The following is a 23,350-nucleotide window of genomic DNA, read 5'->3' as shown; positions in this document are numbered from 1 at the left end:
TATGCTCCGGTCCGCATCGATCATCGACCAAACCGCCCGCATATCTCTTCAGATATCTATCAATGTCAAAGAGCGCGAGGCCAAAAAGAACCGGAAGCGCTTATCTTAAGCGCAGCCCGCTCTCAAACCTCAGTAGTTTTCGTTGCCTTCCGTGTCAGCGTCGCTGGCCCTTCCGGCGCCCCGTTGCGTTCCGTTTGTTCCGCTTCGGTGAGGGGGGTTCTACGCATAGGCGCCGGGATCCGCAACAGCTTTTTTCATCTGATCGTCACTTTTTTCTCGATACCCTTATTTTGTTGGTCAAAAAACCGGCAAAAAGCGAAGTCGAGGGGATGGCCCCCGAGAGAGGCAGGTGGAATCGCCTTCGCCTGCCCTTGGGGCACCCGATTCCGTTTCGCGTAAATCACCCGAATTCACGCCGATCGCCCGGGTGAATCGCATCTCTGCCTGATGAATCGCTCCCCTGCCCTCGCGTCCCCGCTGAATAGCGCTTCTGAAACGCAAACGCCGCCCCGGGGAGGGGCGGCGTTCGGTCGTCTCAATCAAGCTGCGGGGTCACGCGCGCAGGATCCGGCCCCGTGCCTTCCAGATCGCCGGGATCAGCATCACCGCGTAGATCGCGGCAAGGATCACCATCAGCAGCCAGATCCGCGTGAACACCATGCCGACCGCGATCACCGTCCCGATCAGGAGAACACCGACGGCGCGACGCGGAATGCGCATCGCTTTCGGCGAGAAGGTCTTGATCCGCGAAATCATCAACAGACCGACGAAGCCCAGCCAGAAGGCCACGACCACCGGCACCGCGCGCGCGTCGCCCAGTTCGGCGAAGCTGATGAACATCGGCAGGAGCGCGAGCCCTGCCCCGGCCGGGGCGGGAACCCCGGTGAAATGGCGCATCGAGTCGGGCTCGGCGCGCATCACGTTGAACCGCGCGAGACGCAGGCAGGCCGCGCCGGTGTAGACCAGCACGAAGACCCAGCCGAACGCATGAGTCTCTCCCAGCGCGAAGCGATACAGCAAAAGCCCGGGTGCCACCCCGAAACAGAGGAAGTCGGACAGGCTGTCGAGCTCTGCCCCGAAATCCGAGGACGCGTTGAGCCGCCTTGCGAGCAACCCGTCCATCCCGTCGATCAGCGCCGCGAGCAGGATCAGCACCACCGCGGATTCGAACCGGTCATCCATCGCGAAACGGATCGAGGTCAGCCCCAGCCCCATCCCGGCGATCGTGACGAGGTTCGGTACCAGCTGCAGAAAGGGCAGCCGGTCCTTCTCGTGCGGATCGATTTCGTGGTCTTTCATCGCGCCCTCCCCGAGCCTCTCTTACCGAATGCCGCCGGAGCGCGCTTGTTCCGTGCTCTCGAGATCGGCGATCACGGTTTCGCCCGCGACCATGTTCTGGCCGATGCAGACCAGCGGGTTCACTCCCTCGGGCAGGTAGATGTCGAGGCGCGAGCCGAACCGGATCAGACCGAAGCGCTCGCCGGTCAGCAAGGACTGGCCCTCTTTCGACCAGCACATGATGCGGCGCGCGACGAGCCCTGCGATCTGCACCACCCCGTATTGGCGGCCATCGGGCAGGGTCACGGCAAGGCCGTTGCGCTCATTGTCCGAACTGCCCTTGTCGAGCGAAGCGTTGAGGAATTTGCCAGGCCGGTAGGCGACCTTCGAGATACGCCCTGCACAGGGAAGCCGGTTCACATGGCAATTGAAGACCGACATGAAAACCGAGATCCGCATCATCGGCTTGTCGCCGAGCCCCAGCTCCGCCGGAGGCACCGCCGGTTCCAGCAACGAGACGATCCCGTCGGCGGGCGATACCATCAACCCCTCGCGGGTAGGCGTCACCCGCGGCGGGTCGCGGAAGAAGTAATAGCACCAGACCGTCAGCCCGACCCCGATCCAGCCGAGCGGCTCCCAGATCAGGAACAGGATGAAGGCGATCCCCGCGAAGATGGCGACGAATTTGCGCCCTTCGGGATGCATCGGTTTCACGAAGGTGGAGAGCATGGAGACGGACATACGGGCCTCTTGAACTGTTTGCCCGTGCTTACCCCAGTTGCACGGCGATGGAAACGGGGGCGGGACATGGCACCGCGCGACCCGATATCCGACTCTTTCCGTCGGATTGACTTTTCTGACAAAACTACTCACCTATAGGGGCAGATACCCACCTCCCCCGGAATCAGGGCGCGCAACCATGATCATTTGCCATTGCCAAACCATTACCGATCGCGACATCCATGCGGCGATCGACTGGATGCGAAAATCGGACCCGAGCACGATCATCACGCCGGGCAAGATTTATCACGCGCTCGGCAAACGCGCCGATTGCGGCGGATGCATGCCGCTCTTTCTTTCCACGATGCGCAAGAATACCAATTTGAAAGTGCCGGTCGAACTGACCGGGCTGAGACAGGCACCAACGGAAGGAAGACGACATGAAGGGCGACGCTAAGGTCATCGAATATCTAAACGCGGCTCTGCGCAGCGAATTGACGGCCGTTTCGCAATACTGGCTGCACTTCCGGATGCAGGAAGATTGGGGCCTTGCCGCGATGGCAAAGAAATCGCGTGAGGAGTCGATAGAAGAGATGCATCACGCCGACAAATTGATCGCGCGCATCCTGTTCCTCGAAGGCCATCCGAACCTCCAGAAGCTCGACCCGCTGCGTATCGGCGAGGGCCCGCGCGAGACGCTCGAATGCGACCTCGCGGGAGAGCATGACGCGCTGACCCTCTACCGCGAGGCCCGCGACCATTGCGAAAGCGTGCGCGATTACGTCTCGAAGGATCTGTTCGAAGAGTTGATCGCCGACGAGGAAGGTCACGTCGATTTCCTCGAGACCCAGCTCGACCTCTACGACCGCGTAGGCGCACAGAATTACGCCCTGCTCAACGCCGCAAAGATGAACGAGGCGGAATAATCCCCGCCTTTCTCAGGGCAGACAGGCTCGAAGGCGCTCCGAACGGGGCGCCTTCATCGTTTGCACCGGTCGGAATTCGGGGGCCAGGGGGCGAAGTCCCAAACGAAAAGCGGCCCCCGTATGGGAGCCGCTTTCCAAATCGTATCTCGCGAAGTTTAGCGCTTCGAGAACTGGAAGCTACGACGGGCTTTCGCGCGGCCGTATTTCTTACGTTCCACAACGCGCGAGTCGCGGGTCAGGAAGCCAGCGGCTTTCAGAGCCGGACGCAGCGAGGGATCGTAGAGCTGCAGCGCTTTCGAGATGCCGTGCTTGACTGCACCGGCCTGGCCCGAGAGGCCGCCGCCTGCGACGGTCGCGTAAACGTCGAACTGGCCGTCCACGTTCGCCACGCCGAAGGGCTGGTTCACGATCAGCTGAAGCACGGGACGCGCGAAGTACTTGTCCATCGCCTTGCCGTTCACTTCGATCTTGCCGGTGCCCGGCTTGACCCAGACGCGGGCGACCGCGTCTTTACGCTTGCCGGTGGCATAGGAGCGGCCTTGCGCGTCGCGCACGGGCTCACGGGGCGTGGAGGTTTCGGTTTCGGTGGCGCCAGCGTTGTCCGAGCCGGTCACGACCGATTTCAGATCGTCGAGGGTCTTGATATCGTCGGCCATGATCAGCTCCGGGTGTTCTTCTTGTTCATCGACTTGACGTCGAGAACTTCAGGCTGTTGCGCTTCGTGCGGATGCTCGGCACCGGCGTAGACACGCAGGTTCGCCATTTGCGCACGACCCAGACGGTTGCGCGAGATCATGCGCTCGACCGCCTTGATGACCACGCGCTCGGGATGCGCGCCCTCGAGGATCTGGCGCGCGGTGCGCGACTTGATCCCGCCGGGGTGATTGGTGTGCCAGAAGTAGGTCTTGTCGTCACGCTTCTTGCCGGTCATCTGCACCTTGTCGGCGTTGATGACGATGACGTTGTCGCCCATGTCCATGTGCGGCGTGAAGGTGGCCTTGTGCTTGCCACGCAGACGCATTGCGACGATCGAAGCGAGACGGCCCAGCACGACGCCTTCAGCGTCGATGATGACCCATTTCTTCTCGATCTCCGCGGGTTTTGCGGTATAGGTTTTCATCTGTGATCTGCCCTTGTGGGGTATTTCGAATTCTGATGCGGGCTTTTGCGCGATTCCGGAAGCGTTTTCAAGTGGCGCGCTTCTTAATTTTATCAGCGAAAACAATGCGATAAAAATTAGGTATCAAAATACCCCATCACTGCGTGCGGTTTTCCGACCCGGAGGGGGCTCTGCCCCCGGCGCATCCGCGCCTCCCCCGGGATATTTGGCCCAAGCCGAAGGCGCATCGAGAGCCCCGCCCTACCCCATCGCCCTCGGCGGGATCGAATAGGTCATGCTCGCACGCGCGACAGGCCGGTCGTCGCCCTCGGAGTAGATCAGCGCATCCCCAACGGCGAGGACGCGGCCCAGTTTCAGCACCCGGATCTTCGCGATCAGGTCGGCTCCGGCCGCTGGCTTGCGCATGAAATCCATGCTCGCATTGGTGGTCACCGCCAAGGCCACGCGCCCGATCCGGGCGAGGATTGCGATGTAGATCCCGACATCGGCCAACGCGAACATATTCGGCCCCGAGACAGTGCCGCCGGGTCGTAAATGACGCTCTTCCACTTTCAGCCGCACCACCAACTCGTCCTCGTCGAGCGCGTCGATCGCGAAGTCGCCTTTCACCTGCGGAAACGCCTCGTCGAGAAATTCCGCGAGTTCGTCGCGATCCATTACCAGCGCCATGCGCCCTCCCCTTCCCTTGTCCCTCTCTCGCCCCTAGAGTTTCGACAAAGAGGAGGAGTTTCAATGACAGATCTGGTGATCCGCGAGGATAAAGGCGCGGTGGCGCATCTGACGATGAACAGCCCCGGCAGCCTGAACGCGCTGTCGGATGCGATGCTCGCGGCGCTCAAGGCCCGGTTTTCGGAGCTGACCGAGGATACGAGCATCAAGGTCGTCGTGCTGCGCGGCGCGGGCAAGGCGTTCTGCGCGGGCCATGACCTCAAGGAAATGCAGCGCGGGCGCGAGGCCGAGGACAAGGGCCGCGCCTATTTCGCCGATCTTTTCTTCCGCTGCGCCGAGATGATGCAGATGATCCCGGCCCTGCCGCAGCCGGTGATCGCCGAGGCGCATGGCATCGCCACGGCCGCCGGGTGTCAGCTCGTCGCCTCCTGCGATCTGGCGGTCGCCGCCGAGGGCACGCGCTTCGGGGTGAACGGGGTGAATATCGGTCTGTTCTGCTCGACCCCGATGGTGGCACTGTCGCGCAACGTGCCGCGCAAGGTCGCCTTCGAGATGCTGACCACGGGCGAGTTCATCGATGCCACCCGCGCCCGTGAGGTCGGGCTGGTGAATCGCGTCGCGCCGCATGACGAACTCGGCGCCGAGACCGAAAAGCTGGCACAGACGATCGCGGGCAAGCTCGGCGCCGCGGTGAAGATCGGCAAGCGCGCCTTCTACGAACAGGCCAACATGGACCTCGCGAAAGCCTATGATCACACTGCGGCGGTGATGGTCGAGAATATGCTCTGGCGCGACACCGAGGAAGGCGTGCAGGCCTTCATCGAGAAGCGCAAGCCGGACTGGGCGGAGTAACCGGGCTCAGCCAACCACCATATCGTCGCGATGGATCAGCGCCGCGCGGCCGGGATAGCCCAGGATCTCCTCGATCTCGCCCGAGCGGTGCCCCGCGATCAGCCGCGCCTCGTCGCCGGTATAGCGCACGAGTCCCTTGCCGAGAACAGCGCGGTCCGGCCCCGCGATGGTAACGGGATCGCCGCGCCCGAAACGGCCGACGATCTTGGTGACGCCCGCCGGCAGCAGCGACTTGCCCGAGCGCAGCGCGTTCGCCGCGCCCTCGTCGACGAACAGCTCGCCACGCGGCTTCATCGCCGCGATCCAGCGTTTGCGCGCGGCCTGCGGGTCGCCCTCGGGGAGGAACCAGCTGCAGCGCCCGCCTTGCTCCAGTGCGCCGACCGGGTGATCGGCAAAGCCTTCCGCGATCGCCATCGCACAGCCGCCCGCCACCGCCACTTTCGCCGCCAGCAGCTTCGTTTTCATTCCGCCCTTCGAGAGGCCAGACACGGGATCGCCCGCCATCGCCTCGATCTCGGGGGTGATGTGTTCGATTACCGGCAGATGCTCGGCGCTCGGGTCGGTCTTCGGATTCGCCGTATAGAGCCCGTCGACATCGGACAGCAGCAGCAACTGATCCGCCCCGATCGTCACTGCGATCTGGGCAGCCAGCCGGTCATTGTCGCCGAAACGAATCTCGTCGGTCGCGACCGTGTCGTTTTCGTTCACGATGGGCACGACGCCGAGGCCCAGCAGCGTCTCCAGCGTGGCACGCGAATTGAGATAGCGTCGCCGATCCGCGGTATCTTCCAGCGTGACCAGGACCTGCGCGGTGCTGACGTCATGCGGGCCCAGAACTTCCTCATAGGCCCGCGCGAGGCGGATCTGTCCCACCGCCGCCGCGGCCTGGCTCTGCTCCAGCGGCAGCGTACCGCCCGCAAGACCGAGCACCCGCCGCCCCAAGGCGATGGACCCGGAGGACACGATCACGACGCCGGTGCCGCGTGCGCGCAAAGCCGCCACGTCCGCAGCCAGCGAGCGCAGCCAATCCGCGCGCAAGCCGCCCTGATCGACGAGAAGCGCCGATCCGATCTTGATCACCAGGCGCTTCGCCTGCGCCAGAGCGGGCGCGCTCACGGATGCCATGCTCCGCCCTCATCCTCCGGCTTAGGCTTGTCCTTGGCGATTTCCGCCCAGAGCGCGCGCAGCACATCCGGCACGCCTTTTTTCGACACGCCCGACATCAGCATGACAGGCCCACCCGACGCCTCTTCCAGCTCCGCCTTACGCTCAGCCAACGTCTCTTCGTCAATCGCGTCGATCTTGTTGAGTACGGTGACGCGTGGCTTCTGCGCGAGGATTTCCGAATAGGCCTCCAACTCGCCGATGATCGTGCGCCAATCCTCGACCGGGTCCTCCGCCGTGCCATCCACCAGATGCAGCAGCACCGAGCAGCGCTCGACATGGCCCAGGAACTGATCGCCCAGACCCCGCCCTTCAGAGGCGCCCTCGATCAGCCCCGGAATGTCGGCCACGACGAATTCGCGCCCGTCGATGCCGACGACGCCGAGATTCGGAACCAGCGTCGTGAACGGATAATCCGCAATCTTGGGACGCGCGTTCGAGGTCGCAGCCAGGAAGGTCGACTTGCCCGCATTGGGCAGGCCCAGAAGGCCCGCATCCGCGATCAGCTTGAGGCGCAGCCAGATCGTGCGCTCGACGCCTTCCTGACCGGGATTCGCCCGTTGCGGCGCGCGGTTGGTGGAGGATTTGAAATGCAGGTTGCCCCAGCCGCCATTGCCGCCCTTGGCGAGCAGCACGCGCTGCCCCACCTCGGTCATGTCGGCGATCAGTGTCTCCTGATCCTCGTCGAGAATCTCGGTGCCGACCGGCACTTTCAGCACGACGTCGTCGCCATCCTTGCCCGTGCATTGGCTGCCCATGCCGTGCTGGCCGGATTTGGCGAAGAAATGCTGCTGGTAGCGGAAATCGATGAGCGTGTTGAGCCCTTCGACCGCCTCGATCCAGACCGAGCCGCCCTTGCCGCCGTCGCCGCCATCGGGGCCGCCGAATTCGATATATTTCTCGCGCCGGAACGAGACGCAGCCCGCGCCGCCGCCGCCGGAGCGGATATAGACCTTGGCGAGATCGAGAAATTTCATGGCTTGGCCCCTTTCATCAAGGCGCCGCAATAGACGCCTGCGCGCGCAGGATCAAGCGCCGCGTGGGGCGCCGCCCCGCACACACCTGAGTTATTTCCATAGAGATTACGGTGAATAGGTCGAGGAAGGCGGAATTTGTCCCGGCTGCCTCTTCTTCCTGATCCAAATATCCCGCGAGGGTCCGGGAGGGCTGCGCCCTCCCGTCCGCGGCTCGGGCCGCGCGCTTACATCTTGCGCAGATAGGTCCAGGTCGGAACGTGGCGCCCGCGCGCGAGCGACCAGCTTTCCGCATCGCCCAGATATTCGAAACCGCTATTGGTCAGGACACGGGCCGAGCCCGGATTGTCCTGAAAGACCTCGGCGAAGAGGGTGCGGGATTTGTGGGGATTGGCCTCGATGATGGCGGCGACCGCCTCGGAGGCGAGACCCGTATTCCAGAAGCCCGGGCCCACCCAATAGCCGATCTCGGACTGATCGTCGTCGAGACGTGTCAGCGAGACGACACCCAGAAGTTCGCCCATGCCATGGCGCGATCCATCGATCGCCCAGACGTCTTCGACGCGGTCGTCGGCCTGTGCGCGCGTGATGAAATTCTCGGCTGTGCCGGGCGGTAGCGGATGCGGGATCGCACGGGTGCCTTCGGCGACGCGTTTGTCGCCGGAATACATCTCGATCAGACCGGCATCCGAACGGCGCAGCGGGCGCAGCACGAAACGCTCCGTTTCGATCACGGGTTGGGTGGAAATCGTCTCCTGGTACATGGGCGCTCCTCCTCGAAACGCGGACGAACCGGCGGCTCCTCCTGCCGCATGGTCCTAGTAAATAAATAGGACAGCAAGATGACGATACATCCCCTGACCCGGTAAATTTCCTCGCTGCAAATGCAAACACCTTTGCGCCGCACTGCAACGAGAAAGGGGACCGGCCTTTCAGCCGATCCCCCGATTTTGTGACACTTTCGTCGGTCGGGTTACTCGGCGGCCTCCGCAGCCGGGAGGACCGATACGAAGGTGCGGCCCTTGAGGCCTTTATGGAAGGTGACGCGGCCTTCAGCCGTTGCAAAGATGGTGTGATCCTTGCCGAGGCCGACGCCCTCACCCGGCCACCACTTGGTGCCGCGCTGACGCACGATGATGTTGCCCGGGATCGCTGCCTGACCGCCGAACAGTTTCACGCCAAGACGACGACCCGCAGAGTCGCGGCCGTTACGGGATGAACCGCCTGCTTTCTTGTGTGCCATGGGTGTCTCTCCTTATTTCGCGAGCTCTTTGGCCTGCTCGACCCAGTCGGGCTTGACCTTGGTAGCTTCAAAGGTTTCGGGATCGACCGAAGCGAGCTGGGCGTAGGTGGTGATACCAGCTTCGTTCAGCTTCTTCTCGGCCGCCGGGCCGAGACCGGTGATGACCTTCAGATCGTCCGCTTCCGCGACGGCGGCGTCAGCCTTCGGCGCGGCTTTCGGAGCAGCAGCGGCCTTGGCGGGCTTGGCCGGAGCGGCTTCGCCTTTGCCACCATGCGCTGCACGACGCGCGATCGCGGTGCCCACGGCTTCCTTCACGCCCGACTTGTCGCCGCCGGTGGCGAGGACGTCGGTGACGCGCAGCAGGGTCAGCTGCTGACGGTGACCACGGGTACGCTGCGACGAGTGCTTACGACGACGCTTGTGGTAGGTGATGACCTTGTCGGCCTTGATGTTGTCGATGACTTCCGCCTGCACGGCCGCACCTTCGACGAAGGGGGTGCCGAACTGGGGCTTGTCGCCGCCGACCATCAGAATCTCGTTGAACTGGACTTTGTCGCCAGCTTCGGCTGCGAGCAGTTCCACGCGGAGCAGATCGCCCGCCTGAACCTTGTATTGCTTGCCGCCGGTCTTGAGGACCGCAAACATGGGTCTTTCCTTTTCTTCATCCGCGCCCTGTGGCCCCTCATCGGAGTTCGTTGGACCTGTTGGCCCGCCGTCGGACTGCGCGCTCCTCACGGGAGCGAAGTTGCAAAAACGAGGCCCGGCGGAAAGAGGACTCTCCGCCGGGTCGGGCCGATATCGGGGATCAGCCCCCGTCTGTCAAGGAAAATCGAGGTTTTATACGCAATCGCTCCAGCGGGCGAGCGCCTCGGCCGCGGAGATCCGCCGTCCCTGCGCGCATGCCTGCCCCGGCGTGGCCGAGAGCCGCGGCGCGGGGGCTGGCTGGGCAAGGCCGTCGAGATCGACATAGGCGCCGCGTTCGGCGTTCTGCGGATGCGCAATGGCCTCGGCGATCGACAGCACCGGCGTTGCGCAGGCATCGCTGCCTGCGAAGACCTCCGCCCAGTCATCGCGGCTGCGAGTCGCGAAACGGTCCGCGAAGGCATCCCGCAAGGCCGGCCAATTCGCACGGGCCTCGCGCGCAGGCAAGGCCTCGGGCGCGAATCCCAGCCCCGCGATCAGCACCGTGTAGAATTGCGGCTCGAGCGCGCCGACCGCCATATGGCCGCCGCAGGCACATTCATAGACCGTGTAGAACGGCGCTGCCCCGTCGAGCAGATTCGCCTGCCGCCGATCCGTCCACGCCCCCTGCCCGGCCATCCCGGTGATCATCGCCATCAGATGTGCCACCCCGTCAGTGATCGCACAATCGACGACCTGACCCTGCCCGGTCTCCCGTGCGCGCCACAGTGCCGCCAGCATCCCGAAGGCCAGATAAATTCCGCCGCCGCCGAAATCGCCCAGAAGGTTGAGCGGGATCGCGGGCGCCTCTCCGCCCATCGCATGCAGTGCGCCGGTCAGAGACAGGTAATTGATGTCATGCCCGGCGGTCTGCGAGAGCGGCCCCTCCTGCCCCCAGCCGGTCATCCGGCCATAGACCAACGCCGGATGATCGGGGAAATCGTCCGGCCCCAGCCCCAGCCGCTCCATCACGCCCGGGCGCATGCCTTCGATCACCCCATCGGCGCAAGCGATCAGCGTGCGCACCGCCTCACGCCCGGCGTCGGATTTCAGATCCACCTCCACCACGTCGCGGCCCCGATCGAGCACATCGACCTCCAGCCCCAGAACGTGATTCTTCGCCCCGCCCGAGCCGGGCCGCGCGATGCGGATCACCTCGGCCCCGAAATCGGCCAGACACATTGCCGCGAACGGCGTCGGCCCCAACCCGGAAATCTCGACAATGCGCAGCCCGCTGAGCGGCCCCGCGCCCTTGGCCCCGGTTCGCTTGATCATACGCCCCTCCTGATCGCCCCGTCAGAGGGGCTCTGCCCCGCTGGCTCCGCCAGCCCCCGGGATATTTTCACCAATCCGAAAGAGAATGCCCTCCCCTTTGGCTTGGATCAAATATCTCCGCCGGAGGCATCCGACTTCACGGCGAGCGCCAAGGTCAGGCCTCTTGCGCCTTCTCTTCGAGTTCGAGCCATTCGACCTCGGCCGCGTCGAGCGCGGTCTGGCGGTCGCTCAGCATCTCGGTGGCCTTCGCGAATTTCACCGGCTCGCGGGTAAAGAGATCGGGATCGGCGAGTAACTCGTTGATCTTGGAGATCTCATGTTCGAGCTTCTCGATCACGCCGGGCAGCTCTTCCAACCGGTGTTTCTCGGTAAAGCTGAGACCGGTTTTCTTCGGCGCAGCTTTCTGGGCTGCCGCGGGTTTCGACTCGGCTTTGGGTGCGTCCTTCTTCGGCGCAGGCTTGGCCTCGGGCGCGGCCTCGGCCTTCTGCGCCTGATAATCCGACCAGCCGCCCGCATAGACGGTGGCGCGGCCGTCGCCTTCCATCGCGATGGTCGTGCTGGCGACTCGGTCGATGAAATCGCGGTCGTGGCTGACCAGCAGCACCGTGCCGTCATATTCGCCCAGCAAATCCTGCAGCAAGTCGAGCGTTTCCACGTCGAGATCGTTGGTCGGTTCGTCGAGAATCAACAGGTTCGACGGTTTCGCCATGATCCGCGCCAGCAGAAGCCGAGCGCGTTCGCCACCCGAGAGCGCCCGGATCGGGCCGCGCGCCTGTTGCTCGTCGAAGAGGAAGTCCTTCAGATAGCCCACGACATGTTTCGGGGTGCCGCGCACCATCACCTGATCGGAGCGCCCCTTCACCGCCATGTCCGGGTCGTTCACCAGCCCGTCCCACAGAGTCTGCTCGGGATTGAGCGTTGCGCGCGCCTGATCGAAGACGGCGATCTCGAGATTAGTGCCCAGCTTGACCGCGCCCTCATCGGGCTCGACCTCGCCGGTCAGCATCTTCAGAAGCGTCGTCTTGCCGACGCCATTGGGGCCGACGAAGGCCACGCGATCCCCGCGCAGCACGCGCAGATCGAAATCCTTCACGATCTGCTTGTCGCCGAAACGTTTGGACAGGCCCGTGGCCTCGATCACCCGCTTGCCCGATTGCTGGCCCGAGTCGAGTTCCATCGCCGCGACGCCCTGCCGCTTGATCTGGCTGGCGCGCTCGGCGCGCAGCGCCTGCAACGCACGCACCCGGCCCTGATTACGCTTGCGCCGCGCCGAAATACCTTCGACCGCCCAACGCGCCTCGGCCTTGATCTTGCGATTGAGCTTGTGGCGGGCCTCGTCTTCCTCGGCCCAGGCTTTCTCGCGCCAATCCTCGAACGTCTCGAAACCCTGCTCGTTGCGTCGCACCTCGCCCCGGTCGATCCAGAGCGTGGCCCGCGTCAGCGCGCGCAAGAAAGCGCGGTCGTGCGAGATCAGCACGAACGCCTTGCGGGTCTCCTTCAGCTGGTTTTCCAGCCAGGCGATCGCCTCGATATCGAGATGGTTCGTCGGCTCGTCGAGCAGCATCAGCTCCGGCCCCTCGGCCAGAAGCTTCGCCAGCGCCGCCCGCCGCCGCTCGCCACCCGAGGCGGTCTCCACCGGAGTCTCGGGTTCGAACTTCAGCCCTTCGGCGACCATCTCGACGCGATAAGCCTCGGCCGGATCCAGCTCGGAGGCGGCGAAATCGCCCAAGGTCGCGAAGCCCGAGAGATCCGGCTCCTGCTCCATGTAACCCACCGAGATGCCCGGCGGCACGACCCGCGTCCCCGAATCCGGCTCGACCAGCCCCGCCATCACCTTCATCAGGGTGGATTTGCCCGAGCCGTTGCGGCCCACCAATGCGACGCGGTCGCCTTGCTGGACGGTGAGCGAGAGCCCTTCGAAAACGGGATTGCCGCCGAAGGTGAGCGAAATGTCGGAAAGCTGTAAAAGCGGTGCGCGTGCCATGCTCGCGAGCTAAGCGGGCCTTAGCGAAAGGTCAATGGGCCATGCGCGACGCCGCCCCTATGAGCGCAGGCGTCTTCTTCCCCTTGGGACAAATATCCCCGCCGGAGGCTCCTGCCTTCTCAGCCCTCCGAAACGTCCGTGTTACCCGGCCAGCGCCCGCAAGCTGCGCTGCCGCGCCTCGGGGATCGCGGCGATCTCCAGTGCGGTGAAGACGTGACAGGTGTCGAGGTCGCGATCGATCACGGCGTGATCCGATACCCATCCGCCCATCCCGAGATAGGATCGCAGCAGCGGCGGCAAGGCACTGACGTTACCAACCTCCCCCGCCAGGGCAGCAGGGTAATCCACACGCACGGACGCTTTGGGGCGCGGACGCAACGCCTCTGGGCCAAGCGCACGAGCCGCGAGATGCGCGAGCCCTGAGCGATGCGTCCGCCAGTCGCTTCCCGTGAAGGAAGAGCAGCCAATCAGAAGCTCTGCCCCGGTCTCTTCGGCAATCCGTGTAATCGCAGCCCAGCCCAGACGCAGCACATCGGGATCGCGAAGGCCCGGACGCGTGCAGAACCGTCCCAGTTCGAGAATCGGCCCGGACCATGCGGCGAGCGGCGCGAGATCGTAGAACTGCGCGCAATAGCCCTCAGGCAGCGCCGCCCCGCCCTCCAGCAGCAAAAGCCGCGCGGCGGCGGCGGGGCCGTGATCGTCGCAAATCAGGATGTGGCGGCAAAGCGGGTCGAAGCGATCGGCATCCGAGGCGCCACTCCGGAAGGCCGCCGCGCGCAGTGCAAGCGCGGCCTCTCGATCCGCAGGGGTCTCCGCCTCGCGGACCTGATAGGTGCCTTTTGCGAAACTCAGGGACATGCGACCTCGCAGATCATGACGGCACCCGCCTCGGGCCGCCCTGCTGCGATCAGTTATTTCCGAGAACCTGACCCGCATTGACGCGACCGATCGAACCCATCAGCTGACGCAAGAAGCCGATGCCCTTGACCTTGCTCTCGGTCACGCGGCGCGACAGCGTCACGACCTGACCCTTCTCGAGGCCGAAGCGTTCGACATTCGAGACGACGCCATTGTCATTGAAGGACACGGCGACGACTTCGCGGCTGATTTCCTGCGGAGCGTGCCAGGTCACGGTTTTCCAGCGCGAACCGACGTAATACCAGCCCGAGCCTTCCAGCAGCCCGGTGGAGCTCGGCCGCCCGATCGCGGCAGCGACATCGTCGCGTGTGCTCTTGCCGACCTCGATCTGGGCGAGGTCTTCGTCAATCGGCACATACCCGTGGTTGCGGTAGATCGGAGAACAGGCCCCCGCGATAAGCACCACGCCGAACGCGATTAACAGCATGGCCTTGCGCATCATTGAACCGATCCCCACCTGCAACCCCCTATTGCCTCTGACACTTCGGGCTTTTAGTGACGCTTACATCATGACTGCGCCGCCCTCAAGCGCTAGAGCGCGCCGACAGGGCACTCGGGCGCATGCAAAGGGTCGCCAGACAGCACCGCGCGACCCAATACAAGGAGCCGGACATGACACAGACCCCCGTCGATCCCGACCTGCCCGCCGCCCCCGAAACGATCTGGAGCGAGCCGATGCGGCTGGCCGATCTGCCCAGCCGAAAGCCGACGCGCTTCGACATCGAGGCCAAGGGAGAGCGGCTGCAAGCGATTGCTGACTGGGCGGATATTCGCGGCGTCGAGGCGCTGCGGCTTAAAGGCGAGCTCGCGCCGAAGGGCCGCTCGGACTGGGAGCTGCGCGCGACCCTCGAGGCCCGCGTGGTTCAGGATTGTGTGATCACCCTCGCCCCGGTCACGACCGATATCCGCGAAGAAGTGGTGCGGCGTTATCTCGCCGATATGGAGATGCCGACCTCCGAAGAAGTCGAGATGCCCGAGGATGACACCGCCGAACCGCTGCCCGCGACGGTGAATCTCGGCGTCGTCGCGCTCGAGGCGATGGAGCTGGCCCTGCCGCTCTATCCGCGCGCGGAAGGCGCGGAGCTGGAAGGCGCGCAGGTTACCGAGCCCGGCGCGGAGCCGCTCAGCGACGAGCAGATGAAGCCTTTTGCCAATCTGCGCGACTTGCTTGCCAAGGGCGAAAGCGGTAAGGGCGACGCCTAGTGGAAGACGCGGTTTCGCACCGCCCGAAACCGCTTGAAAAAAGGCCGGAAAAAAGGCTTGCACGGAAAAAGAATCCGAGTATGTTCCCGGCCTCATTCGACGTTTGGCTTCGCACCCCGAGAGACGCTTTCGGCCAAGTGACGAAACCACAAGGAAAATCAGGGCTGTAACGCCGCAAACACGGGCTACTGGCCCCCGAAACCCCGAGGTTGAGACATGGCTGTCCCTCAGAATAAAGTCACGCGTTCGCGCCGTAACATGCGCCGCGCCCACGACTCGCTTACCGCTGCAAACCCGGCGGAATGCCCCAGCTGCGGCGAACTCAAGCGCCCGCACCACGTCTGCCCGTCCTGCGGTCACTACGCCGACCGTGAGGTCGTCGCTCTGACCGAAGAGGTCGACTTGGACGACGACGCGGCGTAAGCCCGTCGACCCGCGCCGCACGTCATGCAAGACTCGCAAGACCAGCCGCAGACGGGATCGCAGATGAAGGCCGCAGAGATGCAGGCCGCCCAGAAGGGCAAAGCGCCGGCGAATGCCGGCGCTGTCGTTCTGTCCATCGACGCTATGGGCGGCGATCTTGGCCCCGAGGCCACGATCGCCGGTGTCGCGAAGGCGCACCACGCCCAACCCGATCTGCATTTCATCATTCACGGCCCGCGCGCGCAGCTCGAACCGCTGATCGCCAAGCATGATCTTGGCGAATGCATCGACCTGCGCCACGCCGAACGGACCGTCACGATGGAGGATAAGCCCGCGCAGGTTCTGCGCAGCGGGCAGGATACCTCCATGTGGTCGGCCATCGAATCGGTGCGCGACAAGGAGGCCGATGTCGCGGTCTCCTGCGGGAATACCGGGGCGCTGATGCTGATCTCGATGATGCGGCTGCGCAAGGTGCCGGGCGTGAACCGTCCGGCCATCGCCTCCTTCTGGCCGTCGCGTGGGCCTGCTGGCTGGAATGTCATGCTCGATATGGGCGCCGACGTGAAAGCCGATGCGGAGGATCTGCTGACCTACGCCCTGATGGGCACGTCCTATGCGCGCAACGCGCTGGGGCTGGAGCGTCCGCGCGTAGGTCTGTTGAATATCGGCACCGAAGAGCACAAGGGCCGCCCCGAGCTGCGAGAAGCCCATGAGCTGATCAGCAACGCCCAAGAGGCGGGGCAGTTCGACTTCGCGGGTTTCGTCGAGGGCAACGAGCTTGCCGGCGCCCGTGCTGACGTCATCGTGACCGACGGCTTCACCGGCAATGTCGCGCTGAAAACCGGCGAGGGCACGGCAAAATTCGTGGCCGAACTGCTGCGCGAGGCGCTGACCTCTTCCGTCATGTCGAAGCTGGGCGCACTCCTGGCGATGGGCGCGCTCAAGCGCCTGCGGCACAAGACCGATCCGCGCCGCGCCAATGGCGGCGTCTTCCTCGGCCTCAACGGCACGGTCGTGAAATCGCACGGCTCGGCGGATGCCACCAGCTTCGCCGCCGCGATCGAACTGGCCGCCCGACTGGCACGCTCGGGCTTCGGCGCGAAGCTTGCCGCACGGGTTGCCACTGCCCTTCCCTCGGGGCAGGATGAGGCCAAATCCGGCGCGCCATCTGCCGCCGAGAAAAGCGAGAGCAGCCAATGACGATCAGATCCGTGGTGCGCGGCGTGGGCCATTACCTGCCCGAGCGCGTTGTCGAGAACGCCGAGTTCGAGAAAACGCTCGATACCACGGATGAATGGATTCGCGGCCGCACCGGGATCGAACGCCGCCACATCGCCGCCGAGGGGGAATACACTTCGGATCTCGCGATCAAGGCCGCGAAAGCCGCGCTTGAAGACGCGAATATGAGCGTCGACCAGATCGACGCGATCGTCGTCGCGACCTCGACGCCCGACAGCACTTTCCCTTCCGTCGCCACGATGGTTCAGGCGGGGCTGGGCTCGACCACGGGCTTTGCCTATGACGTGCAGGCGGTCTGCGCAGGCTTCATCTTCGCGCTGACCAATGCGAATGGGCTGATCCTCTCGGGTCAGGCCGAGCGCGTGCTGGTAATCGGCGCCGAGACCTTCTCGCGGATCATGGACTGGACCGACCGGGGCACCTGCGTGCTGTTCGGGGATGGCGCGGGCGCGCTGATCCTCGAAGCCGCCGAGGGCACGGGCACGTCGACCGATCGCGGAATCCTGTCGTCGGACCTGCATTCCGATGGGCGCTACAAGGACCTGCTCTATGTCGACGGCGGGGTGTCGACCACCGGCACGGCGGGCCATCTGCGCATGCAGGGCAACGCGGTCTTCAAACATGCGGTCACCAAGCTCGCCGAGACTGCGCACAAAGCCCTCGATAAGGCCGGGCTCACCGGCGAGAACGTCGACTGGATCGTGCCGCATCAGGCGAACCTGCGCATCATCGCAGCCACGGCCGAGCGGATGCAGCTGCCGATGGACCGCGTGATCGTCACGGTTCAGGACCACGGCAACACCTCCGCGGCCTCGATCCCGCTGGCCCTCTCGGTCGGCAAGCAACGCGGCCAGATCAAGGAAGGCCAGGTTCTGGTCACCGAGGCGATCGGCGGCGGTCTGGCATGGGGCTCGGTGGTTCTGCGCTGGTAAGCGCGGCCTCTCTGCATTCGTTTTAAGCGTCGCCCGCGCAAACGCGCGTGAGCCCGCGCATCAAGCCCGTCCGCCAAGTGCTTGATATTGACTCGGGAATTACGGTCGGTCACTGTTAGCGAAATTCTTTATCCGGGGGGATAGGATGTCGAAGACCCTGACGCGCATGGATCTCAGCGAAGCGGTGTTCCGCGAGGTTGGATTGTCGCGCAATGAATCGGCGCAGCTCGTCGAAAGCGTGCTGCAGCATATGTCCGACGCCCTCGTGGAGGGAGAAACGGTCAAGATAAGCTCTTTCGGTACCTTCTCGGTGCGCGAGAAAGCCAAGCGCATGGGCCGCAATCCCAAGACCGGCGAAGAGGTTCCGATCTCGCCGCGTCGCGTGCTGTCCTTCCGTCCCTCGCATCTGATGAAGGACCGCGTGGCGGCGGGCAATTCGAAGTAACCCGACAACAAGTGACAGGTCCTACCGATGGGTAAATCCGCCGACGCGTTTCGGACGATCTCTGAGGTTTCAGACCTTCTCGACACGCCGACCCATGTTCTGCGGTTCTGGGAGAGCAAGTTCACCCAAGTGAAGCCGGTGAAGCGCGCGGGCGGGCGGCGGTATTACCGGCCCGCTGACGTCGCACTTCTGGGCGGCATCAAGCGTCTGCTGCATGACGAGGGTATGACCATCCGCGGCGTGCAGAAATTGCTGCGCGAGGAAGGTATCCGCGAGGTGGCCGCGCGGGCGGAAGTCAGCCTCGAGGATGAGCGCGAGACCGGTGAGGCCACGCAGAGCACTCCGGAGTCAATCGCCCCCGTTTCCGCGCCCCAGCCCAGCCCGGCGCCTGAAGAGGACACCCAGACGCAAGAACCCGCGCCGCAGGAACCTGCGCCCGAGACGGTCGACGCGGCCGCGACAGACGCTTCTCCGCAGGAGGACGCCCCGCGAGAGGCGGCGGCCCACGAGGACGTCGTGCAGGCGGCGGCTGAAGACGCCACCGAGAACCGCGCGCCAAGCGAAGCGCTGCCCGAGCGTCCCGAGGAACTGCTCGACCTGAACGCCTCCGTGGAGGCCCCGATCGAGGCCCGTGAGAGTGGCTCAGTCACCCCCTTCCCCGGCGCCTCGCAGCCCTCGTTCTTCGACGAGTCGGAAACCGCTTCCCGCGAATCTCCCGAACTGGACGAGTCGGAGGATGACGCAGAGGCCCCGATGGCGCTCGATGTCGAACCCGAGCCGGAACCGTTGGCTCCTGTCGTGGCGATGACGATCGATCGCGGGGGGCAGGACCGCGCCGCGAAAAGCGCCCCGCGGGCCGATCTGGCCAAGCTGTTGCACGGGCTGCGCACCCTCGATCCGGCGCGGCTCAGCCCTGCCGATCGAGGCGATCTGCGCATGTTGCGTCTGCGTGCGCAGGCCCTTCAGCTGAGGCTCGCGCAGCATGGCTCCACGCGCGCGGAATGAGTGATCGCAACCCCGGACGAATTGGCGTGAAATTTCTCTCACTAACTGCTTGCACCCGCCGCCCGGTTCGCACTATATCCCCCTCGTCGGGCTGTGGCGCAGCCTGGTTAGCGCGTCCGTCTGGGGGACGGAAGGTCGTGAGTTCGAATCTCGCCAGCCCGACCAATTCGACAAACGCCCACCTCTTCATCGGGGTGGGCGTTCGTGTATCCGGAGGAGGGATCGGATGACCATCGGCGTGCTGCCCGACACGATGCTGCAAGAGATGATCACGCGCGGAGAGATCGCTGCGGATCCGGCCATCATCCCCGAACAGATCCAACCTGCGAGCCTCGACCTGCGGCTTGGCACCGTGGCCTACCGGCTGCGCGCCTCGTTCCTTGCGGGCAAAGGCCAGAAGGTCTCGCATCGCCTGCATGACTTCGAGATGCACCGCATGGCGCTGACCGATGACGGCGTGGTGCTGGAAAAGGGCTGCGTCTATCTCGTGCCGCTGATGGAGAGCCTCGCGCTGCCTGAGGGCGTCACAGCGGTCGCCAATGCCAAAAGCTCCACCGGACGGCTCGATCTGCTGACGCGGCTAATCACCGATGACGGCACCGAGTTCGACCGAATCCCCCAAGGCTATAGCGGCCCGCTTTATGCCGAGATCTGCCCGCGCAGCTTCTCGGTTCTGGTACGGCCCGGCATGCGCCTCAACCAGATCCGATTCCGTGCAGGTCAGGCGGTGCTCAGCGATGCCGAGTTGAAGATCCTGCACCAGCAGGAGCCGCTCGTGGATGGCCCCGCCGTGATCGACGAGGGTCTGGGCTTCTCGGTCGATCTGAAGCCCTCTGAGGGCGATCTGGTGGGCTACCGCGCCAAGCCCCACACCGGGGTGATCGACATCGACAAGATCGGCCATTACCCGGCCCGCGACTTCTGGGAAGAGGTGCGCGCCTCCGATGGCCGCATCATCCTCGACCCCGGCGCGTTCTACATCCTCGTCAGCCGCGAGGCGGTGACGATCCCGCCCGACCACGCCGCCGAAATGGCGCCCTATCTGGCGATGGTCGGCGAGTTCCGCGTCCATTACGCGGGCTTCTTCGATCCCGGCTTCGGGCATGGGGCTGCGGGCGGCACCGGGTCGCGCGGGGTGCTGGAGGTGCGCTGCCACGAGGCCCCCTTCGCGCTCGAGCACGGGCAAGTCGTGGGCCGTCTCGTCTATGAGCGCATGGCCGAGGAGCCGCGCCAGCTTTACGGCAAGGACATCGCCTCGAACTACCAGGGTCAGGGCCTGAAGCTCGCCAAGCATTTCCGGATGGGGTGAGCCGGGAAAAGCGGCCTTCCAGTGGAAGGACGCCCGGCGAACGCCCGAAGCGCAAGCGAAGGGCCGGGGCAGCGTCTCTGTGTCGACTGAGGGTCGGGCGCGGCCCGGGGCTGGTCGCCCCGCGCCCTCAGACAGGCACCACCGCCCTACCCGGCCTGCTGCGTCACGTCGTGGCCATAAATCCAGTCGAAACGACCGACCAGCCGCTCCGGAGTGAACCGGGAGGCGGCGCGCAAAGCGAGATGACCCAAGGTGCGCGGAGCTCCTGACAGGTGATAATTCCGCGCGTTCTTGTTCGCCGCGGCCACGATCCGGTCGCAGCGATCCCAGCGCGCATTCTGATAGGCCGCGAAAGCCACCTCGTCGGTCTCGTGATTGGCAAGCGCCTCGGCCAGAACCCAGGCATCCTCCATCGCCATCACCGCACCCTGCGCAAGGAAAGGCAGAGTGGGATGCGCGGCGTCGCCCAGAATCGCGATACCGGGCGCGAACCAGCGCTCGGCCACAGGGTGACGGAACAGGCCCCATAGGTTAACTTTCTCGGCCTGATCGAGCCAGCCGCGCACGGTCGGGCAGAAATCCTCGAAGGCGGTGCGCAGATTGATCGGATCATCCTCGAGCGCCCAGCTCTCCTCGACCCAGCGATGCCGCTCCTCGACCGCCACGATATTGCGCAGCCCCCGGCCCAGCGGATAGCTCACAAGGTGCTTGCCTGCGCCCATGAAGACCTGCGCGATCTTCGGCTCGGCATCGTCGCACGGCACCAGCGCGCGCCACGCCACCTGATGGGTGAAGAAGGGCGCCACCCGCCCGTTGAGCGCCTCGCGCGCCTTGGAATTCAGCCCGTCCGCGCCGATCAGCAGATCGGTTTCGATCTGTGCACCCTGCTTGGTGTGCAAGACCGGATGCGGCCCCGACAGGTCCACCCGCTCGATCTGTTGCAGAAGACGGATCTTCACACCGGCCTCACGCGCGCCTTCGGCCAGCAGTTCGATCAGCCGGGCGCGGTGAACGAAATGGTAATCGGCATCGGGCCGCAACCGCGCCATGTCGAGCTTGGCCACCTGGCTCCCGGTCTCGCCATCGACGAGCCGCACCGCCTCGGCGCGCGGCCCCGCCGTCTCCAGCGCCTCGCCCAGCCCCAGCGCGCGCAGCACAGCCGCCCCGTTGGGCGAAACCTGCAGCCCGGCGCCGACCTCGCGGATCGCCTCGGCCTGTTCGAGCACCTCGACATCCGCGCCGCGCATCGCCAAGGCCCGCGCCACTGTCAGCCCCGCGATCCCCGCACCCAGAACCGTAACCTTGCGCCCGATCAGCATGGGACCTCCTTGAAAAGCGAACACCGGCACCTTGGCGGTGCCGGTGTCGAAATGTTTTGCGCGCCTTCCCGCCCGAAGGCAACGCGCGTTTCGTTCTCCGACACGCGCAATCCGCGCGTGGGATCAATCGTCGCGATGCACCCGCTCGCGGCGCTCGTGCTTCTCCTGCGCTTCCAGCGTCATCGTCGCGATCGGACGCGCATCGAGACGCTTGAGCGAGATCGGCTCCCCGGTCTTTTCGCAATAACCGTATTCGCCATTCTCGATACGGCGCAGCGCCGAGTCGATCTTGCTGACCAACTTGCGCTGACGGTCGCGGGTGCGCAGTTCCAGCGCACGATCGGTTTCCTCGGAGGCGCGGTCGGCAATATCGGGCACGTTGCGCGCCGATTCCGCGAGACCTTCCAGCGTTTCAGCGGATTGTTCGAGAAGTTCGGCCTTCCACGCCAGAAGCTTTCTGCGGAAATATTCCAGCTGCCGGTCATTCATGAAGGGTTCATTCTCGGCCGGACGATAATCATCCGGAAGGAAAACTTCTGCTCTCATACCTGCCCTCTCTTCCGGGCCGGGGGCGCCACCATGATCGTCATTCGCCATCGGCCAACTCTCCTCGGGCGCTCCAATACCCCAAGAACACAGGGTTGTCACGTCCGCATTCACCATCACTGCGCGTTTCCTCATCAATTCTTACGCCTGGGTTGCGGCAGCATTTTGGCGCAGATAGGTTGCAAACGATTTGCGCAAGATCATTGCGTAGCGATCTCGAAACCGGAGCGTATCCCCCGTGCAATTCCAATCGACCGACAGCTATGTCGCCCCGCCCGATCTCACCGTCGCGGTCAATGCCGCAGTGGCGCTGGAGCGCCCCCTTCTGGTGAAGGGCGAGCCGGGCACCGGCAAGACGGAACTCGCGCGGCAGGTGGCACAGAGCCTCGGGATGGAGATGGTCGAGTGGAACATCAAATCCACCACCAAGGCGCAGCAGGGCCTTTACGAATACGACGCGGTGAGCCGGCTGCGCGACAGCCAGCTGGGCGACGAACGCGTCAACGACGTTAAGAACTACATCCGCAAGGGCAAGCTCTGGCAGGCCTTCGAGGCGGACCGGAAGGTCGTGCTACTGATCGACGAGGTCGACAAGGCCGATATCGAGTTCCCGAACGACCTGCTGCAGGAACTCGATAAAATGGAGTTCCACGTCTACGAAACCGGCGAGACGATCCGCGCGAAGCACCGCCCCGTCGTCATCATCACCTCGAACAACGAGAAGGAACTGCCCGACGCCTTCCTGCGCCGCTGCTTCTTCCACTACATCCGGTTCCCGGAACCCGCGGTCATGCGCGAAATCGTCGCCGTCCATTTCCCCGACATCAAGGACCGGCTGCTGACCGAGGCGCTGAGCCAGTTCTACGAGATCCGCGAAACACCGGGCCTGAAGAAGAAGCCCTCGACCTCCGAGGTGCTCGACTGGCTGAAACTTCTGCTCGCCGAGGACCTGAACCCCGAAGACCTCAAACGCGAAGGCGCGAGCCTGCTGCCGAAGCTGCACGGGGCGCTTCTGAAGAACGAGCAGGACGTACACCTGTTCGAGCGACTGGCTTTCATGGCGCGGCGGCAGGGGCGCTAGCGCCCCGGAACCCGATCACCCCGCTCACGTTGCCCCACCTGCTC

27 protein-coding genes and 1 tRNA gene are annotated in these 23,350 nt (G+C 64.6%); 12 read left to right on the top strand and 16 right to left on the bottom strand.

The annotated features are described in order from the left end of the window. Nucleotides 1-552: 552 nt before the first annotated feature. Together pssA and B6V73_RS07950 are read right to left on the bottom strand one after the other, a co-directional pair. On the bottom strand, nt 553-1,299 hold the full coding sequence (pssA, locus tag B6V73_RS07955; RefSeq protein ID WP_075775469.1) for a CDP-diacylglycerol--serine O-phosphatidyltransferase: 747 nt from the start codon (nt 1,297-1,299) through the stop codon (nt 553-555). Nucleotides 1,300-1,320: 21 nt separating this feature from the next. Beyond that, nucleotides 1,321-2,019, bottom strand: coding sequence for a phosphatidylserine decarboxylase (locus tag B6V73_RS07950; protein WP_088724946.1), 699 nt, complete (start codon nt 2,017-2,019; stop codon nt 1,321-1,323). A 178-nt stretch (nt 2,020-2,197) separates the two neighbouring features. Here B6V73_RS07950 and B6V73_RS07945 point away from each other — a divergent pair, with 178 nt between their 5' ends. Continuing rightward, nucleotides 2,198-2,455 (top strand): (2Fe-2S)-binding protein, encoded by a 258-nt coding sequence (locus tag B6V73_RS07945; protein WP_088724945.1) that lies wholly within the window; start codon nt 2,198-2,200, stop codon nt 2,453-2,455. Further along, nucleotides 2,439-2,924, top strand: a complete 486-nt coding sequence (bfr, locus tag B6V73_RS07940) for a bacterioferritin (protein WP_075775472.1) — start codon at nt 2,439-2,441, stop codon at nt 2,922-2,924. Before B6V73_RS07945 ends, bfr begins: the two co-directional genes overlap by 17 nt. A gap of 155 nt (nt 2,925-3,079) precedes the next feature. Here the strand turns inward: bfr and rpsI are convergent, their stop codons facing one another. The 3 genes from rpsI to B6V73_RS07925 form a co-directional block, all read right to left on the bottom strand. Next, entirely contained in the window at nt 3,080-3,580 is a 501-nt protein-coding gene (rpsI, locus tag B6V73_RS07935; protein WP_075775473.1) for a 30S ribosomal protein S9, read from the bottom strand. Between the two features lie 2 nt (nt 3,581-3,582). Next, on the bottom strand, nt 3,583-4,044 hold the full coding sequence (gene rplM, locus B6V73_RS07930; RefSeq protein ID WP_075775474.1) for a 50S ribosomal protein L13: 462 nt from the start codon (nt 4,042-4,044) through the stop codon (nt 3,583-3,585). A gap of 240 nt (nt 4,045-4,284) precedes the next feature. Then, complete coding sequence (locus tag B6V73_RS07925; protein WP_075775475.1) at nt 4,285-4,713, bottom strand: PaaI family thioesterase; 429 nt, start codon at nt 4,711-4,713, stop codon at nt 4,285-4,287. Between the two features lie 63 nt (nt 4,714-4,776). Here B6V73_RS07925 and B6V73_RS07920 point away from each other — a divergent pair, with 63 nt between their 5' ends. Next, nucleotides 4,777-5,565, top strand: coding sequence for an enoyl-CoA hydratase (locus tag B6V73_RS07920; RefSeq protein WP_075775476.1), 789 nt, complete (start codon nt 4,777-4,779; stop codon nt 5,563-5,565). Nucleotides 5,566-5,571: 6 nt separating this feature from the next. On the opposite strand, the gene proB is transcribed toward B6V73_RS07920, so the two are convergent. The 9 genes from proB to bamE all read right to left on the bottom strand — a co-directional run bounded on the left by proB (nt 5,572) and on the right by bamE (nt 14,246). Then, nucleotides 5,572-6,690, bottom strand: coding sequence for a glutamate 5-kinase (gene proB, locus B6V73_RS07915; RefSeq protein ID WP_075775477.1), 1,119 nt, complete (start codon nt 6,688-6,690; stop codon nt 5,572-5,574). Beyond that, entirely contained in the window at nt 6,678-7,706 is a 1,029-nt protein-coding gene (obgE, locus tag B6V73_RS07910; RefSeq protein WP_088720287.1) for a GTPase ObgE, read from the bottom strand. The genes proB and obgE overlap by 13 nt, the downstream gene beginning before the upstream one ends. Nucleotides 7,707-7,930: 224 nt before the next feature. Beyond that, complete coding sequence (locus B6V73_RS07905) at nt 7,931-8,467, bottom strand: GNAT family N-acetyltransferase (protein WP_075775479.1); 537 nt, start codon at nt 8,465-8,467, stop codon at nt 7,931-7,933. Nucleotides 8,468-8,676: 209 nt separating this feature from the next. Then, nucleotides 8,677-8,946 (bottom strand): 50S ribosomal protein L27, encoded by a 270-nt coding sequence (gene rpmA / locus B6V73_RS07900; RefSeq protein WP_075775480.1) that lies wholly within the window; start codon nt 8,944-8,946, stop codon nt 8,677-8,679. Between the two features lie 12 nt (nt 8,947-8,958). Then, nucleotides 8,959-9,591 (bottom strand): 50S ribosomal protein L21, encoded by a 633-nt coding sequence (locus tag B6V73_RS07895; RefSeq protein WP_075775481.1) that lies wholly within the window; start codon nt 9,589-9,591, stop codon nt 8,959-8,961. 192 nt (nt 9,592-9,783) lie between these two features. After that, nucleotides 9,784-10,902 carry a CaiB/BaiF CoA-transferase family protein gene (locus tag B6V73_RS07890; protein WP_088724944.1) on the bottom strand — a complete coding sequence of 373 codons (1,119 nt, stop codon included), beginning with the start codon at nt 10,900-10,902 and terminating at the stop codon, nt 9,784-9,786. A 154-nt stretch (nt 10,903-11,056) separates the two neighbouring features. Beyond that, a complete protein-coding gene (locus B6V73_RS07885) occupies nt 11,057-12,886 on the bottom strand; it encodes an ATP-binding cassette domain-containing protein (RefSeq protein ID WP_088724943.1) in 1,830 nt (609 codons plus the stop codon). A 141-nt stretch (nt 12,887-13,027) separates the two neighbouring features. After that, a complete protein-coding gene (locus B6V73_RS07880; protein ID WP_088724942.1) occupies nt 13,028-13,744 on the bottom strand; it encodes a GNAT family N-acyltransferase in 717 nt (238 codons plus the stop codon). A 49-nt stretch (nt 13,745-13,793) separates the two neighbouring features. Continuing rightward, entirely contained in the window at nt 13,794-14,246 is a 453-nt protein-coding gene (gene bamE, locus B6V73_RS07875) for an outer membrane protein assembly factor BamE (protein ID WP_075775485.1), read from the bottom strand. 170 nt (nt 14,247-14,416) lie between these two features. On the opposite strand from bamE, the gene B6V73_RS07870 reads away from it, so the two are divergent. From B6V73_RS07870 to B6V73_RS07835, 8 genes are all read left to right on the top strand, one after another. Next, nucleotides 14,417-15,007, top strand: a complete 591-nt coding sequence (locus B6V73_RS07870) for a DUF177 domain-containing protein (RefSeq protein ID WP_075775486.1) — start codon at nt 14,417-14,419, stop codon at nt 15,005-15,007. Nucleotides 15,008-15,223: 216 nt separating this feature from the next. Next, nucleotides 15,224-15,430: a 50S ribosomal protein L32 gene (gene rpmF / locus B6V73_RS07865; protein WP_075775487.1), complete on the top strand. Its 207-nt coding sequence runs from the start codon at nt 15,224-15,226 to the stop codon at nt 15,428-15,430. Between the two features lie 78 nt (nt 15,431-15,508). Further along, entirely contained in the window at nt 15,509-16,630 is a 1,122-nt protein-coding gene (plsX, locus tag B6V73_RS07860) for a phosphate acyltransferase PlsX (protein ID WP_075775729.1), read from the top strand. Next, nucleotides 16,627-17,601, top strand: coding sequence for a beta-ketoacyl-ACP synthase III (locus B6V73_RS07855; protein ID WP_075775488.1), 975 nt, complete (start codon nt 16,627-16,629; stop codon nt 17,599-17,601). The genes plsX and B6V73_RS07855 overlap by 4 nt, the downstream gene beginning before the upstream one ends. A gap of 145 nt (nt 17,602-17,746) precedes the next feature. Beyond that, entirely contained in the window at nt 17,747-18,046 is a 300-nt protein-coding gene (ihfA, locus tag B6V73_RS07850; RefSeq protein WP_075775489.1) for an integration host factor subunit alpha, read from the top strand. A 27-nt stretch (nt 18,047-18,073) separates the two neighbouring features. After that, nucleotides 18,074-19,051: a MerR family transcriptional regulator gene (locus B6V73_RS07845; protein WP_088724941.1), complete on the top strand. Its 978-nt coding sequence runs from the start codon at nt 18,074-18,076 to the stop codon at nt 19,049-19,051. A gap of 87 nt (nt 19,052-19,138) precedes the next feature. Further along, a tRNA-Pro gene (locus B6V73_RS07840) sits at nt 19,139-19,216 on the top strand. 61 nt (nt 19,217-19,277) lie between these two features. Beyond that, nucleotides 19,278-20,360, top strand: coding sequence for a 2'-deoxycytidine 5'-triphosphate deaminase (locus tag B6V73_RS07835; protein WP_075775490.1), 1,083 nt, complete (start codon nt 19,278-19,280; stop codon nt 20,358-20,360). A gap of 146 nt (nt 20,361-20,506) precedes the next feature. Here B6V73_RS07835 and B6V73_RS07830 read toward each other — a convergent pair whose 3' ends face one another. Further along, entirely contained in the window at nt 20,507-21,679 is a 1,173-nt protein-coding gene (locus tag B6V73_RS07830; protein ID WP_088724940.1) for an FAD-dependent monooxygenase, read from the bottom strand. A 123-nt stretch (nt 21,680-21,802) separates the two neighbouring features. Continuing rightward, nucleotides 21,803-22,225: an RNA polymerase-binding protein DksA gene (dksA, locus tag B6V73_RS07825; RefSeq protein WP_075775492.1), complete on the bottom strand. Its 423-nt coding sequence runs from the start codon at nt 22,223-22,225 to the stop codon at nt 21,803-21,805. 238 nt (nt 22,226-22,463) lie between these two features. Here dksA and B6V73_RS07820 point away from each other — a divergent pair, with 238 nt between their 5' ends. Then, a complete protein-coding gene (locus B6V73_RS07820; RefSeq protein ID WP_088720281.1) occupies nt 22,464-23,306 on the top strand; it encodes a MoxR family ATPase in 843 nt (280 codons plus the stop codon). Nucleotides 23,307-23,350: the final 44 nt, after the last annotated feature.

Origin of the sequence: Thioclava sp. JM3, assembly GCF_002213185.1 — a bacterium.
Taxonomy (GTDB): Bacteria; Pseudomonadota; Alphaproteobacteria; order Rhodobacterales; family Rhodobacteraceae; genus Thioclava; species Thioclava nitratireducens.
Note: the sequence above shows the minus strand (reverse complement) of the source record. Positions and strands in the feature narration are given on the sequence as shown.